Source organism: Melittangium boletus DSM 14713, from assembly GCF_002305855.1.
Classification (GTDB): Bacteria; Myxococcota; Myxococcia; order Myxococcales; family Myxococcaceae; genus Cystobacter; species Cystobacter boletus.
In genome coordinates this window covers 4,144,045-4,160,111 of the sequence record NZ_CP022163.1, presented here as the reverse complement: position 1 = coordinate 4,160,111, position 16,067 = coordinate 4,144,045, and the positions used below count along the sequence as shown (strand labels likewise).

The 16,067-nt window shown below is 68.6% G+C and carries 11 protein-coding genes; 3 read left to right on the top strand and 8 right to left on the bottom strand.

The features are described from left to right. Positions 1-13: 13 nt before the first annotated feature. From MEBOL_RS17615 to MEBOL_RS17590, 6 genes are all read right to left on the bottom strand, one after another. On the bottom strand, positions 14-898 hold the full coding sequence (locus tag MEBOL_RS17615) for a fatty acid desaturase family protein (protein ID WP_095978529.1): 885 nt from the start codon (positions 896-898) through the stop codon (positions 14-16). Between the two features lie 173 nt (positions 899-1,071). Further along, complete coding sequence (locus tag MEBOL_RS17610) at positions 1,072-2,352, bottom strand: carboxylate--amine ligase (protein WP_095978528.1); 1,281 nt, start codon at positions 2,350-2,352, stop codon at positions 1,072-1,074. A gap of 23 nt (positions 2,353-2,375) precedes the next feature. Further along, complete coding sequence (locus MEBOL_RS17605) at positions 2,376-3,503, bottom strand: acyltransferase family protein (RefSeq protein ID WP_095982840.1); 1,128 nt, start codon at positions 3,501-3,503, stop codon at positions 2,376-2,378. A gap of 72 nt (positions 3,504-3,575) precedes the next feature. Then, positions 3,576-4,361: a WecB/TagA/CpsF family glycosyltransferase gene (locus MEBOL_RS17600; protein WP_095978527.1), complete on the bottom strand. Its 786-nt coding sequence runs from the start codon at positions 4,359-4,361 to the stop codon at positions 3,576-3,578. Positions 4,362-4,399: 38 nt separating this feature from the next. Further along, on the bottom strand, positions 4,400-4,774 hold the full coding sequence (locus tag MEBOL_RS17595) for a hypothetical protein (protein ID WP_095978526.1): 375 nt from the start codon (positions 4,772-4,774) through the stop codon (positions 4,400-4,402). Beyond that, a complete protein-coding gene (locus MEBOL_RS17590; protein ID WP_095982839.1) occupies positions 4,771-6,195 on the bottom strand; it encodes a M28 family peptidase in 1,425 nt (474 codons plus the stop codon). Before MEBOL_RS17590 ends, MEBOL_RS17595 begins: the two co-directional genes overlap by 4 nt. 146 nt (positions 6,196-6,341) lie before the next feature. Here MEBOL_RS17590 and MEBOL_RS17585 point away from each other — a divergent pair, with 146 nt between their 5' ends. Together MEBOL_RS17585 and MEBOL_RS17580 are read left to right on the top strand one after the other, a co-directional pair. Further along, a complete protein-coding gene (locus MEBOL_RS17585) occupies positions 6,342-7,487 on the top strand; it encodes an SGNH/GDSL hydrolase family protein (protein WP_095978525.1) in 1,146 nt (381 codons plus the stop codon). A gap of 56 nt (positions 7,488-7,543) precedes the next feature. Further along, a complete protein-coding gene (locus MEBOL_RS17580; RefSeq protein WP_095978524.1) occupies positions 7,544-8,053 on the top strand; it encodes a hypothetical protein in 510 nt (169 codons plus the stop codon). Between the two features lie 54 nt (positions 8,054-8,107). On the opposite strand, the gene MEBOL_RS42310 is transcribed toward MEBOL_RS17580, so the two are convergent. Beyond that, positions 8,108-11,881, bottom strand: coding sequence for a hypothetical protein (locus MEBOL_RS42310; protein WP_095978523.1), 3,774 nt, complete (start codon positions 11,879-11,881; stop codon positions 8,108-8,110). 134 nt (positions 11,882-12,015) lie between these two features. Then, positions 12,016-15,300 (bottom strand): amidohydrolase family protein, encoded by a 3,285-nt coding sequence (locus MEBOL_RS17570; protein ID WP_095978522.1) that lies wholly within the window; start codon positions 15,298-15,300, stop codon positions 12,016-12,018. Positions 15,301-15,619: 319 nt separating this feature from the next. Here MEBOL_RS17570 and MEBOL_RS17565 point away from each other — a divergent pair, with 319 nt between their 5' ends. After that, positions 15,620-16,063 carry a hypothetical protein gene (locus MEBOL_RS17565; RefSeq protein WP_342747784.1) on the top strand — a complete coding sequence of 148 codons (444 nt, stop codon included), beginning with the start codon at positions 15,620-15,622 and terminating at the stop codon, positions 16,061-16,063. Positions 16,064-16,067: the final 4 nt, after the last annotated feature.

Genomic DNA, 16,067 nt, shown 5'->3' with positions numbered 1-16,067 from the left:
CGCTCCGCCTGCCTCAGGCCGCCGCCCGCTTCGGCGCGGCCGCCGTGGCCGCGAGCGCTTCCACCTGCTCGGGGGTCAGCTCCAGCTTGGCCTCCGAACCGCTCCACACGAAGGGGATGCCCGGCTCGCGGTAGAGGTTGGCGGGGATGTGGCGCGCGAGCTGCGCGTGCAACTCCGGCAGCTTCGACCAGTGCAACCCATGCTTCGAGTGGTGCGCGGTGTGGTAGCCGAGGTTGCCCGTCATCAGGTTGTAGCCCTTGTGCAGGATGTTGTACGAGGCCTCGTTGTGGTCCTTCGTCTCCAGGCCCACGTGGTGGAAGTAGGTGGCCCACGCCGTCACGTAGAGCGACACCGCCATGGGCAGCAGGAAGACGAAGAGGGCGTTGTACCAGTTGTGCCAGAACAGCGCGCCGAGCAGCACCACCTGCAAGAGCGCCATGCCCACGAAGACGCGCAACGCCTTGCGGTGCTGGGGCTGCTCCAGGCCCACCTTCAGGGCCCGCGGATAGGCGGTGAGCGCCGTCTTGAGCGAGTACTCCAGCTCCCCCATCGTCGTCCCGTCCGGCCGCTTCCACGTGGACTCATCCTTCTCCTGGTCCAGGTAGTTGCGGTGGTGGCCCACCACGTGGTGCAGGAACCACGCGTGCGACGTGACGCCCGTCTGGAAACCGAAGACGATCTCCAGCAGCCGGTTGGGCAGCGCGTGCTTGAACATGGGCAGGTGCTGGTGGTGGTGGTTCCACGAGCTGATCCACCCCTTGGGGATGATCCACAGGCCGAACCACAGGATGGGCAGCCACCAGTTGCTCGCCAGGAAGTACACCGACAGGTCCAGCGCGAACACGGTCGCGAACAGCAGGACGGGGATTCGATCCTCAGGGTACCGGAACAGGGTCATGCGCCTTCCAAAGGAAGCCAGGCCGACGTCCCGCGGGGGCGGGGCCACCGGGAGGGGTGAGCGATTGTCTCCCAGCATACAGGAAAGAACCGGGTATCCAGAGGCCGGCGATGCATCCGCCCGGTCCCTTGGCCCCTTCCATGACACGCCCGTGACATCCGGGCCGACCCGCCCTACCGGTCGAGCACCATGGTGCGGATGAAGCCCCGCGGGTGGCGCGCGTAGGAGCGCAGGTGCATGGCCACATCCACCATCCACGGGACCCAGTCCCCCGTGTCGATGACGGCATCCACGGCGCGCTCGCGGTTGCGCGCGTACCACTCGCGCCAGTGCGTCACCTCGTTCGAGGACAGCCGGCCCGAGAGCCCCTGCGCGCGCAGGAGCAGCTCGAAGATGCCCCGATGGCAGTAGATGTACTGGCCCGCGCCCTTCCACTCGAGCGCCGCGCGCGCCACCTCTCCCAACCGGTCCTCGTGGCCACTCGCCGCCTCGTACACGAAGAGCGGCAGCGGCATGCCCCGCGCGATGTCGAAGCCCATCTGGCTGTAGAAGCGGGGGTTGAAGTCGATGAGCAGCTGCCGGCCTCCCGCGCGGATGAACTCCACCTCGAAGGTGCCGAAATAGCCGAGCTTCTTGCACAGCTGGCGCACCTTCTCCGCCAGCTCCGTGTCCACCGGCACCTCCTCGAAGCACAGGCCGATGCCCAGCTTGCGCGGCCGCTGCAACACCTTGAGCGCCCCGCGCGCCACGAACCACTCGCCCGAGCGGTCCACGAAGCCGCTCATGCTGAAGATGTTCTGCGCCGCCTCCGGATAGAAGGCCTGCACCATGGGCCGGTTCGCCCGCGCGTCGTACGCCAGCAGCTTGCGCCCGTAGCGGTTGCGCTCCAGGAACTCGCGGTGGCGCGGCAACAGCTCACTCGCGCGCTCCACCTGCGAGCCCTTCACATGACTCTCGAAGAGGATCTGCGTCTGCGGCTTGAGCAGCACGGGGAAGCGCGCCTCGGCCGCCACGCGCTCCAGGTCCGCCTCGTTCTCCGGAAACCACGTCTCCGGCACATCCAGCCCCACGTCCTTGCACAGGTCGTGCAGCCGCTGCTTGTTGAGCAGGCCGTAGATGGCGTCCACCCCCGGCTGGTACATCCGGAAGTGGGGCGCGAGCTCGTCCTTGTGCAGGGCGAAGAGCCACGCCATGTCATCGCTCGTGGGGTAGAGCACGTGGCCGGGGTTCTTCGCGCCGAAGCGCAAGAGCCACTCCAGGAAGGCGTCCGAGTCGCCCACGTCCGGACACTCCACCCGGCGCGTCACGTAGCGGCTCCACCGCGCGGGCGCGAGCAGCTTGGATTCGGCCATGGTGATGGGGATGCCGAGCCGGCCCAGACTGCGCGCCGCGGCCAGCGTGCCGTAGTAATCGGCCATCGTCAGCAGGATGGGGGGACGCGCGGGGGTGTTCATGACAGTCTGTCTCCTGTACGGCGCTAGCCGGGGTTGGCCGGGGTGTTCGCCACCGGGGGCACCACGGCCGGCTGCGGCTTCTTCTGGTCGCGCCAGTCGAAGCGGTTCTTGAGCTTGAGGAAGGGCTTCTCGAAGTAGCGGAAGCTGATGGTCGCCAGCACCATGCTCAGGGCGATCGTCAGCACGTAGTAGAGCGCCAGGTTGTGCGGCACCACGCGGCGCACGATGTTGAGCGAGATCATGTGCAGCAGATAGATGCCGTACGTGATGGAGCCCATGTAGCGCAGCCACTTGTGGTCCACGAGGGGCGCGAACACGTGGTGGGGCCGGATGCACATGGCCACCACCATCAACGTGAGCAGCAGCGAGGACAGCCACAGGGGCGTGTCGTGGTTCCAGACGGCGGCGGTCACCAGCGCCACGAGCACCGGCGCGCTCCACACCTGTCCGAGCACCTTCCACGTCCACACGAAGGGCCGCTCGAAGTGCGTCAGGTACGCCGACAGGCACCCCATGCAGATGGAGATGGAGATGCTGGAGAGGATGCGCACCCACAGGTGCCGCGTGTCGAGGAAGCCCGAGCTCACGCCCCAGCCGGCGAACAGGCCCAGCGCGAGCAGTCCCGACATGAACACCACCGGCCCCCACGTGCCCTTGAAGTAGCGCACCACGAAGGGCCACATCAGATAGAACTGCTCCTCGGTGGCCATGCTCCAGGCGAAGTAGAAGATGATGCGGCCTTCATCCAGCTTGATGAACCAGTTCGACGTGTACGTGAGGTAGTAGCGCACGTTGTCGAAGAAGGCCCCTCGCACCGCCACGTCGTGCTCGAGGAAGAACACCAGCACGATGTAGAGCGCGCAGACCGCGTAGTAGAGCGGGAAGATGCGCAGCGAGCGCCGCGCGTAGAAGCCCTTGAGCGAGATGGTGCCCGTGGTGTCGCGCTCGCGCAGCAGCAGCGTGGTGATGAGGAATCCGCTGATGGCGAAGAACAGCGAGACGCTCAGGTAGAAGCGGCCCACGAGCCCCTCGCGCGCCTCGAGCACGTGGTAGAGCACCACGGCGAGGATGGCGAGGGCCCGGAGCCCATCCAGGGCTCCAAAGGTCTTGGTACGAAGGAAGGCCTGATGGGCGGCTTTGGCGGAATCCATGTTCAACGCACTAGCAACGCAGAATTCCCCAAGACCGACAAGAGGCCCCCCACGCGCCTTGAATAACAGCCATCAAGGCTTCGCTTGCCCGCTCGCCGCTCGGCCATCGCGGCTCCAACGAACCTCGGCCACGTGCGCGAAGTAGACGGGGATGCCCACCACGTACCGGCCGAAGAGCCGCTTGGGCTCCACCGCCAGACGGAACAACCACTCCATCCCCGTCTGCCGCATCAACCGGGGCGCGCGCGGCACCTTGCCCCCGATGTAATCGAGCACCGCGCCTCCGTTGACGATGAGCACCGGATGCGACAGCGCCTCGCGCAACTTCACCGACACCTCCTCCTGCTTGGGCATGCCCATGGCCATGAGGATGAGGTCCGGCTTCGTCTCGGTGGCCAGCCGCAGGTACGTCTCGGGCGGATCGAACCCCTCGTGACAGGCCACGACGATGAGCCCCCACCCCTCCAGCGTGCGCCGCGCGTTGTCCAACCACGGCGAGCGCGTGCCGAAGAGCGCCACGCGCTTGCCCGCGTACGCGCGCGCGATGCGAGGGATGAAGTCCGTGCCATTCATGTTCAGCCCGTACCGGCGGTGGAAGGCCCGCAGGCCCAGCTTCACCCCGATGCCGTCGCGCAACAGCACATCCGAGCGCATCAGCCCATCCAACATGCCTGGCTGCTTCCACCCCAGGTTCACCGCGTGCGCGTTGACGAAGGACAGGATGAGCGGCTTGCCCGGCCGGGTGAGTTCATCGAGCAGCGCGTCTTCCGCCGCCTCGTCCTCGACGATTCGCAGCCGGTCCATCAGCGCCATGAAGTCACGCGCCCGTTCGGTCCGGCCACCCGCCTGTGTCGCCATGCGTCCTCCCCTGAGACCCCCGGAGGATAGGCGGGACTTCAATCCACCTCCAGCCCCGGTTCACCCTCCTCCAGGGCCGCCAACACCAGCGCCGCCGCCTTCCCCAGCGAATAGCCCGGCGCCAGCTCTTGCGCCGCCGTCAGCACCGGATGCAGCCGCTCGGCCAGCTCGCGCGCGCCCAGCGTCTCGCCCCGCATCACTTCCTCGCAGAGCGTGAGAATCAGGTCCACCAGCACCAGCCGCCGCCGATCCACCCAGCCCTGCGACAACACGGGACTCGGCTCCTCCGGCCCGGCGGCCTGGACCCGCTCGCGCACCTCCTGGAACGCCGCGATCAACTCCTCGCGCCGCTCCGGCGCCAGGCGCCCCTTGCGCGAGCCACGCTGCTTCTCCAGCTCGGGATGATCGCTCATGGACGGGGGCTCGCGGGGGCCTCGGGACGGGGCAGCACCCCGGGCATCTCGGCCAGCACGTAGCTCACCCATGCCAGCGCCGCCGTGCTGTGCGCCAGGTCCTTGGGGTCCACCTTGTCCAGCGTGTCCGCCTCCGAATGGTGCACGTCGAAGTAGCGGCTCGCGTCCACGCGCACGCCCACGAAGGGCACCCGCGCGGGCACGAGCGGCGAGATGTCCGCGCCTCCCGCATCGCCCGGCAGGAGCGCATTCGCCCCCAGGGCGGCGAGCGGCTGCATCCACGGCTTGAGGAGCGCATCCCCCCCCGCGCCCGCGCGCAGGACGACGCCCAGGGGCCGCCCGCCTCCGCTGTCCATCTCCAGCGCCGCCACGTGCTCGCCCAGCTCCGCCGCGTGCGCCGAGGCATAGGCGAGGCCGCCGCGCAGACCGTTCTCCTCGTTCATGAAGAGCACCACGCGCACCGTGCGCCGGGGGGCCCGCTCCAGCCGCGCGAGCAGCCGCGCCGTCTCCATCACCATGGTCACGCCCGCGCCGTCATCGTGCGCGCCCGTGCCCACGTCCCACGAGTCCAGGTGCGCGCCCAGGAGCACCACCTCGCGCGGCTTCTCGCGGCCCTTCACCTCGGCCACCACGTTGAAGGAGTCCGCGTCCGGCAGGCTCTTGCACGTGAGCCTCAGCTCCACCTTCACCGGGCCTCCCGCGATCAGGCGGTGCAGGAGCTCCGCGTCCTCCACCGACACGGCCGCGGCCGGAATCTCCGGCACGCCCTCGTCGTAGCGCATGGCCCCGGTGTGCGGCGTGCGCAGCGACGCGGTGGCCAGCGAGCGGATGAGCATGCCCACCGCCCCCGCCTTCGCCGCCACCGACGCGCCCCGCGTGCGCAACCCCGCCGCGCGGCCATAGTCCTGCGCCTGCGCCATGTCGTGGTTGAAGAAGACCACCTTGCCCTTCACCTTGTCGCCCAGCGCCGCCACCTCATCGAAAGAGCGCACCTCGACGACCTCCGCGGAGAGGCCTCCCTCGGGCGTGCCCACGCTGCCGCCCAGCGCCAACAGGGACAGCGTGTGCCCCCGCGTGCGCTCCGAGGCCAGCACCCGCCCACTCCCCTCTCCGCGCACCCACCGCGGCACCTTCACCGGCTCCAGCCACACCTTCACCCCATCCGCCTCGAAGCGCTTCTTCGCCCAGCGCACCGCGGCCTCCGCTCCCTCCGAGCCGGACAGCCGCTGGCCCACGCCGTCGGTGAGCTCGGCCAGGCGCGCGTAGGCATGGCCCTCGGTGAGCGCTGCGCCGATGAGCCGCTCGGCCACCTGGAGCGAGGGGCCCGTGTCGCCCCGGACCGCCTCCGCCCGAACCGGAGCCTTGGGCGTGGCGGTGAGCAGGGACAACAGGGCGGCGGAGAGCGGAAGGGCTGCGGGCACGGCGATGCTCCGGAGAAAAAGGGACACCCACTCTCGTCCCCAGCGCGGCTCCTCGCAAGCCCCGGGAGGGGGCTCGCCCGTCTCCAGAGGTGACGGCACCCCGAGCGCCACGCGATACTCGGCCACCACACCCAGGGGGAAGCCCCATGCACCGTTTTCCCATGGCCATGCTCGCGCTCGTATCCATGTTCGCGCTGAGCAGCTGTGCGCCGTTCACCGCCTGGTTCGAACACGCCGCGAACGATCCGAAGCTTCAGCTCGTCGGGCGCATGGATCACACCAACCCCGAGCAACCCCTGTGGGCATTTCCAGGGACCGCGGCGCGCTTTCGCTGCAACTGCACGGGCGTGGACGTGGCCTTCGAGGACCTGGGCTCAGGCGGTGAGGAGCACACCAACTGGGTCAACGTCATCGTCGATGGCAAGACGGAGGTCAAGCTCGAGCTCAAACCCAAGGCCACCTGGCTCAAGGGCGCGCGAGGCCTGCCGCCCGGTGAGCACACCATCGAGATCGTCAAGCGCACCGAGGCCTACGCGGGCGTCGTCCGCTTCTTCGGCGTGAGCGTGCAGGGAGTCCTGCTGGATCCTCCGCCCCGGCCCGAGCGGCGTCTGGAGATCATCGGCGACTCCATCTCCTGCGGCTACGGCAACGAAGCGAGCATCACCACCACCAACGCATACACCGAGCCCAACACGGGCTTTCACTCGAAGAACGAGGACATCTCCCAGGCGTATGGAACGTTCCTGGGCCGGCGGTTCAACGCCGAGGTGATGAGTACCTGCATCTCCGGCACGGGCATCTACCGCAACAACAACGGCGCCACGGAGGGCACCTTCCCGGACCGGTATGGGCGCACCCTGCCCGACAACGAGGATTCGCAGTGGGACCTGTCGAGCTTCGTGCCGGACATCATCATCATCAACCTGGGCAACAACGACTTCAACGTGGTGGACCCCACGGACAATCTGCCGACCGCGCCCGACGCCGAGCCCTTCAAGGCGGCCTACGCGGCCTTCGTCCGGCGGCTGCGCGGGCTGTACCCCGCCGCGCACATCATCTGCTCCATCGGCCCGATGCTGAACGACAGCTACCCGAAGGACCGCCAGCACTGGACGAAGATGCAGGAGTACGTCTCCACCATGGTGGCGTCCCTGGGCGACGCAGGCGTGCACTACTTCGCCTATACCCCCATCCAGGGAGACCCCTACGGGGAGGACTGGCACCCCACCGCCAACGGCCACGCGGCGATGGCCGCGGAGATCGGCACCTTCATCGAGGGGCTCGGGTGGTGAGCCACCGCCCCGTGTATGCTCGCCCCCACGCCATCACGTGACCTGGAGCTGATGACATGAGCCGCTTCATCGTGCTGTTCGATGCCTCTCCCATCAACGAGCCCACGCCGTGGATGAAGCAGGCGGCCACCCAGGCGGATCTCCACCTGGTGCTCCAGGACGACATCGCGCGCACCATGGCCGAGGACCCCCAGGCGCGCGCGGAGCTGCTCAAGCTCAACAGCGTGGGCCCGGACCCGCGCATGGCGCCCCACTACCAGGCGGCGCTCGACAAGCTCGCCCAGGGCAAGACGCGCCTCGCCCTGCACAGCGCCACCTGGACAGCCTACGGGGTGAAGCCGGATGCCCTCATCTACTCGTTCGACCAGATGCAGAACGAGCGCGCCAAGGCGCTCAAGCTGGGCATGAAGGACGCGGACTACGACTTCTTCGTCAAGGAGGCCAAGCAGAAGGTCAGCGTCTTCTTCAAGGGCGTGCCCCTCGATCGGATGCTCGAGGTCAGCGGCAGCGAGGCCCAGAAGACCTCGCTCGCCGTGACCTTCATCCGCTCCAAGCAGCCGCGCTAACAGCGCCCCGGCGTTCCCCCCCCGCGAATCACGGCGGGGGGCCGCCTCCGGGGCTCACGTGCCGAAGGCGAACTCGTTTCCGAAGCTCTGCACGTCGCTGACCATCGAGCCGATCTCGTGGATCGCGTCGATGGTGCCCACGATGCCACGCAGCGGGCCCGTGATGCTGCCCAGCGCCGGGATGGTGCCCGCCAGGTCGAGCGCCACCTCGGCGCCCTTGAGCCCGATGCTCACCCAGTCCTTGTCGTCCTTGCTCAGCTCCTGCACCAGATCCACGCCATCGCCGATGGCGCTGATGATGCTGCCACCCGGGATGGCCGAGCCGCCCGCCCGGGCCACCGTCTCGGCGATCTGCGTCTGGAGCTTCGTCTTCACCGACTCGGGCAGGGCCTCCACGAACTGCGTGGCCATCCGGCCCATCATCTCCATGCCCTCGGCGCCAAAGGGCAGCGTCACGCTCGGGTGGCCGAAGACGGGCCCCTCGATCTTGAAGTTCTCGCCGTAGCCCATCACCTTGCCCGCGCCCTGCATCAGGTCGCCCAGCGCGCCCATGATGTCCCCGGACGCCAGCTTCTGCGTGGCCTGGAACACCTCGGAGATGGCACCCGACTCGACCAGGCCCTTGTTGAGCTCGGGGTCGCTGAAGAAGCGGCCCACGCTGCCCGGCAGCTTGCCCATCATGTCCAGGAAGCCCGTGGCCAGCTCCGGGTGGTCCGTGGCCAGCTTCTCGCCCGTGGCCCCCAGCTCCGAGATGAAGTCCTGCACGTTGCCCTTGGAGAAGGCATCCACCGCGGCGCCCAGGTGCTCGCGCACCTCCGGGTCCTTCAACGCATCGGCGCCGTGCAACACCATGTCCGACAAGCCCGGCGGCAGCTTCAGCTTCTCGGTGAGCTTGTCGCCGATCTTGTTCTTGAGCCCGTCCGGCAGGTCGTTGATGACGTTCAGGCCGGCGTCGATGGCCGCCTTCACGTCCGGCGGATTGGCCGTGAGCGCGTCCTTGAGCGTCATCACGTCATCGAGCGCCCCGCCCGCGTCCGCCAGGTCCTGCGCCGACGTGAAGCCCACCTTCTCCAGCTGCTTGCGCAGGCCGTCGTTCTTCCACAGCGAGTTGGCCACGGCCGTCATGGCGGGCTCGTTCGCGGAGATGCCGCGCAGGCCCTCCTTGATGCCCTCGGGCGTGCCGCTGAGCAGCTGGCCGATGGAGCCGTGCAGGTCCTCGTTCGTCACGAGTTCCTTCACCAGATCCTTGTCGGTGAGCACGTCCTTGAGCAGCCCGTCCGGCAGCTTCTCGCCCACCTTGCTGATCATCGTGGAGACGATCTCCGGCGAGCCCTTCAAGGCCTGGCCGATCGACGCGAGCGCTTCCTCGGGCTTGCCGTCCGCGAAGGACTGGGCCGCGTTGACCAGGTGGGGCAGCGCCGCGCCCGCCTCCTTGAGGTGCTCGGGGGTGATGCCCAGGCCGGCGAGCTTCTGCTTCATGGGCTCGGGCATCTTGTCGGCGATCTTCCCGCCGAGCTTGGCGAGCAGCTCCGGCGCCGCGTCAGCCGCCTGGCCCAGCGAGTCCAGGGCCTTCTGGATGTCGGGGCTGTCCCCGAGCAGCGCGCGCCCGGCCTCGAACAGGTGCGGCGCCGCGTCCCCGGCCTGCTTGAGGTCATCCGCCGTCAGGCCCACGGACTCGAGCTTCGCCTGGACGCCCGGGTCCTTGCCCACCACGTCGAGGACGGAGTTGCGCAGGCTCTCGTTGCCGAGCAGTCCGCCGATGCCCTCCAGCTCCTTGCCGGGGGTGAACAGGTTCTTGGCGGAGGCGAAGGCCTCGTCGTTGTTGATGAGCTCCTGGATGACCGCCGGATCCTTGAGGATGCTCTTGCCCAGGCCCATGGACTCGGGAAGCTGCTCGGCGAACTTGCCGATCATCTTCTCGCTCAGCGCGCCGCCCTGCTGAAGGGCCTCGCGCATGCTGTCGAGCGCACCCGGGAAGTCCTTCTCACCCAGCTTGCGGGCCGCGTCGAGCGCCGAGGGGAGCGCGTCCTTGAGGGAGAGCAGATCCTTGGGCTCCAGGCCCGCCTTGGCCAGCGCGGCCTTGACGTCCTGGGCCTTGCCAGCCACCTCGGCCACGGCGTTGCGCAGCTTCTCGTTCTTGGCCAGCTCCGAGAGGCCTTCCAGCGCCTTGCCATTGGCGAGCTTGCCCACGGCGTCGAGCGCCGCCGCGCCCCCGGCGAGCACCTGCTCGCGCACCTGGGGATTGGACAGCAGCTGCTTCGCCATGTCCGGCAGCGCCTTGGCGGCCGAGTCGAGCAGCTTCTTGGCCACGTCGCCCTTGGCGAGCTCGGGATTGGCCTGGAGCGCGTCGCGCAGCGAGGCAAGGCCCTTCTGGGCGTCACCACCGGGTTGCAGCTGGGTCACCGCGTCGAGCACGCCCTCGGCGCCCTTGCCCAGCTTCTCCAGATCCTCGCCCTTGAGGCCCACCTTCTGTAGCGCCTGCTGGATGGAGGGATCCTTGCCCGCGGCCTTGAGCGCCGTGTCGCGCAGTCCCTCGTCGCGCGTGAGCGCCTTGAGGCCGTCCATCTTGGCCTGGGGCTCTCCACTCAGCACCTTGCCCAGGGCCTCGCTGGTGCCCTTGTCGTCGAGCGCCTTCTTGGCGACATCCGGGTTGGACAGCAGGTCGCGGCCGAGTCCCGGAGGCTGCTGCTCGGTCAGCGTCTGGAGGCCCTTCTCGGCGAGGTCACGCGAGCCATGGGCGGCGGCCTCGCGCAGCTGGTTGAGCGCATCCGCGGGCTTGCCTTCCCCCGCGGCCTTGCCGGCGGCGTCCAGGGCACGTTGGGCCTCGGGCTTGGCGGCGGCGTACTCCTCGGGCTTGACGCCCACGCGCTCCAGGTTCGCCTTCGTCTCCGGAGGCAGCGCATCGGCCTTGGCGGCCAGGTTCGCCTCGCGCGGCGTCTTGCCCGCGGCGATGGCGTCGGCGAGCTTCGGGTCCGCGAGGGGCTTGCCCGCGTCCCCCGCCGCCTTGCCCGCGGCCTGGAGGATGTCCGAGAGCGCCTGGGGCTTGACCGTCTTCTGCGCATCGGCGAGCCGCTTGTCCGTGGCGGCATCCACGCCCGTGCCTTCCGCCGAGCGCGCCACCTGCTCGCCGAGCGTCTTGAGGCCGCTGCCGTCCTTCACGCCGAGCTTGTCGAGCGCCTGGCGCGTCTCGGGCTTCTGCGCGAGCCGCGCGTAGTCGCGATCCGCGTCGAGCTTGGCCTGCATTTCCTTCGTGGGAGCGGCCTGGGAGTTGCCCAGCTTCGCGTCATCGGCGCGCAGGGGATCGTAGCCCGTGCGCTGCTGGACTTCGTTGCGCGGGAAGGGCTCGGGCTTGCCCTCGGCCTTGGCGATGGCGTTGGCCTCGTTGGTCTTCTTGAAGGCCTCCTTGGTGGCCTGCTGCGCCTGGGTGCGAGCCTGCTCCGCGGCCTTCTGGGCCGCCTCGGCCGCCGCCTTCTGGGTCGCGGCTTCCTTGGTGGCCTTCTGCGCCTCGCCCATGGCCTGCTTCGCGCCGGCGGGGTCCTTCTTGGGGTCGATCGCCTTGGCCTGATCCACGGACTGCTTCGCGGCGGCCTTCGCCTGCTCCGCGGCCTGGGCCTGCTGGGCGGCCTTCTGCGCCGCTTCCGCCGCCTTCTGCGCCGCTTCCGCCGCCGCCTTTTGCGCCGCCTCCGCCGCCCGCTTCGCCGCTTCCGCCGCCGCCTTGCGCGCGGCCTCTTCCGCCGCCTTGCGCGCGGCCTCCGCTGCTGCCCGCCGTGCCGCCTCCGCCGCTGCTGCCGCCGCGGCGTTTCCACTTCCATTGATAGGCGCGGGCATCGTCGTCTCCCAGTCCGGGTCCGTGAAAAGCCGGAAAAAGTCTGTTCCGGCAGATTATCGGATCCTGGGAAAGGAAGTTGCCATCCCCCCTCCCCCCCAGAGCTCACCCCCGTGAGGAGGAGAGACGCGCCGCGTCAGTCCCGGTGGGTGCCCAGCGAGGACGAGGAGCCCCAGGTCCGCTGGCCCTCGCGCTCGAAGAAGAGGGGCTCGCGCTTGCGGGCCGCGCCTCCCACCTCGTCGAGCGTGCGAGCGTCATAGAGACGGCCGCCCACCATGGTGTAGCGGATGGCCCGGCTCTGGCGCGGGTCCTCCAGGGGGTTGGCGTCCAGCACGAGCAGATCCGCGAGCTTGCCCGGCTCCAGCGAGCCGATGTCCCCATCCAGTCCCAGGTAGCGCGCACCCGCGAGCGTTCCCGCCCGCAGCGCTTGCAGGGGCGTCATGCCTCCCTGCGCGAACATCCAGAGTTCCCAGTGCGCGCCCAGGCCCTCGCGCTGGCCGTGTGCGCCGAGCTGCACGCTCACGCCGCGATCCAGGAGCGCCTTGGCCTCCTCGGCGGTGTGGATGTGGCCGTACTCCTCGTCGGGAGCCTTCACGCGCCGGCGGGAGCGCTCGTCCACCATGCGCCGGGGCACGAACGCGAGCAGCCGCTCGTCCTCCCAGACGTTCGTTTTGTCGTACCAGTAGTTCTCTCCCATGATGCCGCCGTAGGCCACGATGAGCGTGGGGGTGTAGCCCACGCGGGTGGCGGACCAGAGCCGCCGCACGTCCTCGTAGGCCCGGGCCACCGGCAGCGAGTGCTCGACGCCCGTGTGCCCATCCACCACCATGGTCATGTTGTGGTGGAGGAGCGAGCCGCCCTCGGGCACCACCATCATCTCCAGCTCGCGCGCCGCCTGGAGAATCTTCTGCCGCTGGTCGCGCCGGGGCTGGTTGTAGCTCTTCACGCTGAAGGCCCCCACCGCCTTCATGCGCCGCAGGTGCGAGCGCGCGTCGTCCAACGTGTCGATGGGAGCACGGAATGCTCCGGCGGCGCCATAGAGGATGGTGCCCGTGGAGTAGACGCGCGGCCCGAGCATGCCGCCCGTGCGCACGAGCTCGCTCGTGGCGAAGATGGCGCCCGTGTCGTTGGACGGGTCGTGCACCGTCGTCACCCCGAAGGCCAGCGAGGACAGGAGCTTCCAGTTCTGCTCGGGGACAATCCCCTCGTCCTCCATGGAGCCGTGCCAGTGCACGTCCACGAGCCCCGGCATCAGCGTCTTGCCCCGCACGTCCACCACCCGGGCCCCCGCGGGCACCTTCACCTCGGAGCGGGGCCCCACCGCCACGAGCCGGTTGCCCTTCACCACCACCACCCCATCCTCGAGAACTTCATCTCCTTTCATGGTGATGACACGGCCGCCCACCAGCGCCACCGTCCCCGTGGGCACGTCCGTCTTCGCCTGGAAGCCGATGGCGAGTCCCTGCTTCGGCGGCTCGGGAAGCGCCTGGGGAGCGCCCGCGAGGAAGCGGAAGCTGTCCTTGAGCTCGCGTGTGAACAGCTCCGGCCCGAGCGCCCAGTGCAGCCGCTTGCCATCCCCCGACCAGTGCAGCCACTCGCCCGCGTCGCGAGACACCTTGGCCACGGGCAGGGCCCTCGTGTCGGGGCTCGCCACCGCGCCCTTGGCCCCCCGCGGCAGCGGCATGAGGAAGGCATTGAAGTTCTCCCGGAACGCCAACCACTTCTCGTCCGGAGACACCCGGTACTCCGTCGCCTCGTCGCTCGTCAGGTGCGTGCGCGGCTCGCCCCCGTTCAGGCTCACGCTCTTGAGCGCCCGCTCGTCATCCTTCTCCCGCTGCGTCACCGACAGGAAGAACACCCGATCCGAACCCGCGCCGAAATGCGGCAGCTCGCCCGTCTTCGTCAGCAGGCGCGGCGAGCCTCCGGCGGCGGACAGGACGAACAGGCCCTGCTCCCGGCTGTAGAGGCCCGTGCGCAGATAGCCGCTCCCGAGCGCGCGATACACGATGAACCGGCCATCCGGAGACAGCGCCGGCTCGGCGTAGTGCCCGGGCCGCGAGGACACCACGCGCCCCTCGCCACCCGTCACCGGCACCACGCGGATGGAGCCCAGCTTCTCGTCATCCCACGTCGTGTAGACGAGGCTCTTGCCGTCCCGGGAGAACGACGGATACAGCTCCGTGTGGTCCGTCTGCTTCGTCAGACGCCGGGGCGTGCCATTGGGCAAATCCTTCACATAGAGATGGCCGAGGGCCTGGTACACCACCTTGTCGCCCTTGGGAGACACCTGCACCCAGCGCAGCATCTTCACCGGGAAGGTGTCGGGCGCCACCTTCTGGGGGAAGCGCAGCGCCTCGAAGACGGTGCGCGAGCTCTTCACGTGGAAGGGAATGGGCGTCACCTTCTTCGTGCCCACGTCGATGCGCTGCAACTTGCCCCCCGCCCAGAAGACAATCGAGCGGTTGTCGGGTGTCCACGCCATCGTCGGGTAGACGCCGTGGATGGCCCACGTCTCCTGCATGTCGCGATCGAGCCCGTCATACAAAGCCCGCTCGGCGCCGCTCGTCACGTCCGCCACGTACAGCGTGCTCTTGCCGCGCACCCGGCGGATGAATGCCAGGGATTTGCCATCCGGCGACGGCGTGGGGCGGATGGAGCCGCCGGGGCCGAATACGAAACGCTCCGTCTCGCGCGTGTCCAGGTCCAGCCGCTGGATGACATAGATTTCGCCGTTCGGGTCCTTATTGTATTCGAACACGGGGCCTGGGGTGACGTCCTGGCTGTAATAGACATACCGGCCGTCTGGAGAGAACACGGGCTCGCCCACGTCCTTTTGGTCATTGGGACGCTCGGTGAGCTGCACCCCGTCTCCCCCCGAGCGGTGATACATCCAGATCTCCCCCGCGCCGAGCGAGCGCCGCGAGGAGAAGTGTTTGCGCGCGATGAGGAATTGACCATCCGGCGACCAGGCGGGGCTGTTGAGCAACCGGAAGGACTCCTGCGTCACGCCGGTGGGCTCGGAGCCGTCGCGCTTCATCACCCAGAGGTTGTCCCCGCCGCCCCGATCGCTCGTGAAGGCGATGGACTGGCCGTCCGGGCTGTAGCGCGGCTGCATGTCCCAGGCGGGGCCATGGGTGAGGGCTCGGGCCTCGCCGCCCGCGATGGGCAGCGCGTAGAGATCGCCCAGGAGGTCGAAGACGATCTCATCGCCCTTGGGGCTCACGTCCAGGCTCATCCACGTGCCCTCGGTGACGTCGAGTTCCACCTCGCTCGAGGGGAAGCCGGGCGCGTTCACGTCCCACCACGCGTTGGCCGAAGGCGTGCCCGCGTCCGTCACGGGGACGGGCGCCTGGGCTCGGGCGGAAAGGGGCAACGCGCTCGTCAGCAGGAGCGCGAGGCAGCAAAGGCTCGGTCGGGTCACCGCGAATCCTCGGGGGCTGGATGAGGGGGCGCAGACTACCCGGGGTGCCTCTCGGGGGACGCGGAGAAATGGCAGGACGCGAACACCGGTGCACGCCTGGAGTGAGTTACTGGAAGAACGATTCCGAGGGATCCCCAAGTGGAACCACCAGGAAATCGACGTGGTTGACCTCAAGACGGGCCGTCAGTAAGTGACGGACAAAGAGTCGCTCTACTTCCTCGGCCCCAACCTGACGCTGAAGACATGCACGGTTGTCCTGAAGGTGCCCGCCAAGCGGCTACACATCCTCGGAGCCCAGTTCACCAACTGAACCTTCGAAGTGAAGCAGGAGTTGAAGAACCACCAGGACTGGATAAGGACCTCCCTGAAGGGCTGCCAGTTCATGGGGCGGATGTCGGGCTGCGACTTCGGGCACTGGCCTGAATACGGGAGTGACCCGGCGTACCAGAATGGTTCCATCACGGATTGCGACTTCTCCGATGCCCGACTGGACGCTTGCCGCTTTCATGGCTGTGACCCCAGCACCCTACGATTTCCCAGGTGGCCCCACTTCACCATCCTGGATCCCATTGGCAGGAGCCGCGAACTCAACAGCATCCAGTGGCCGGGACGATTTGGCCGGATCATCATTGAAGACCTGCATGACCAACCGCCATCCACCAGAGCCCTGACCTTCTTCGCTCCCGCCGAGGCGAAGCGGTATGACACCACGCCAGAAGCACTCCGGGCCGTCATCGAGAAGTTTGATTGCATGATCTATTGAGTGA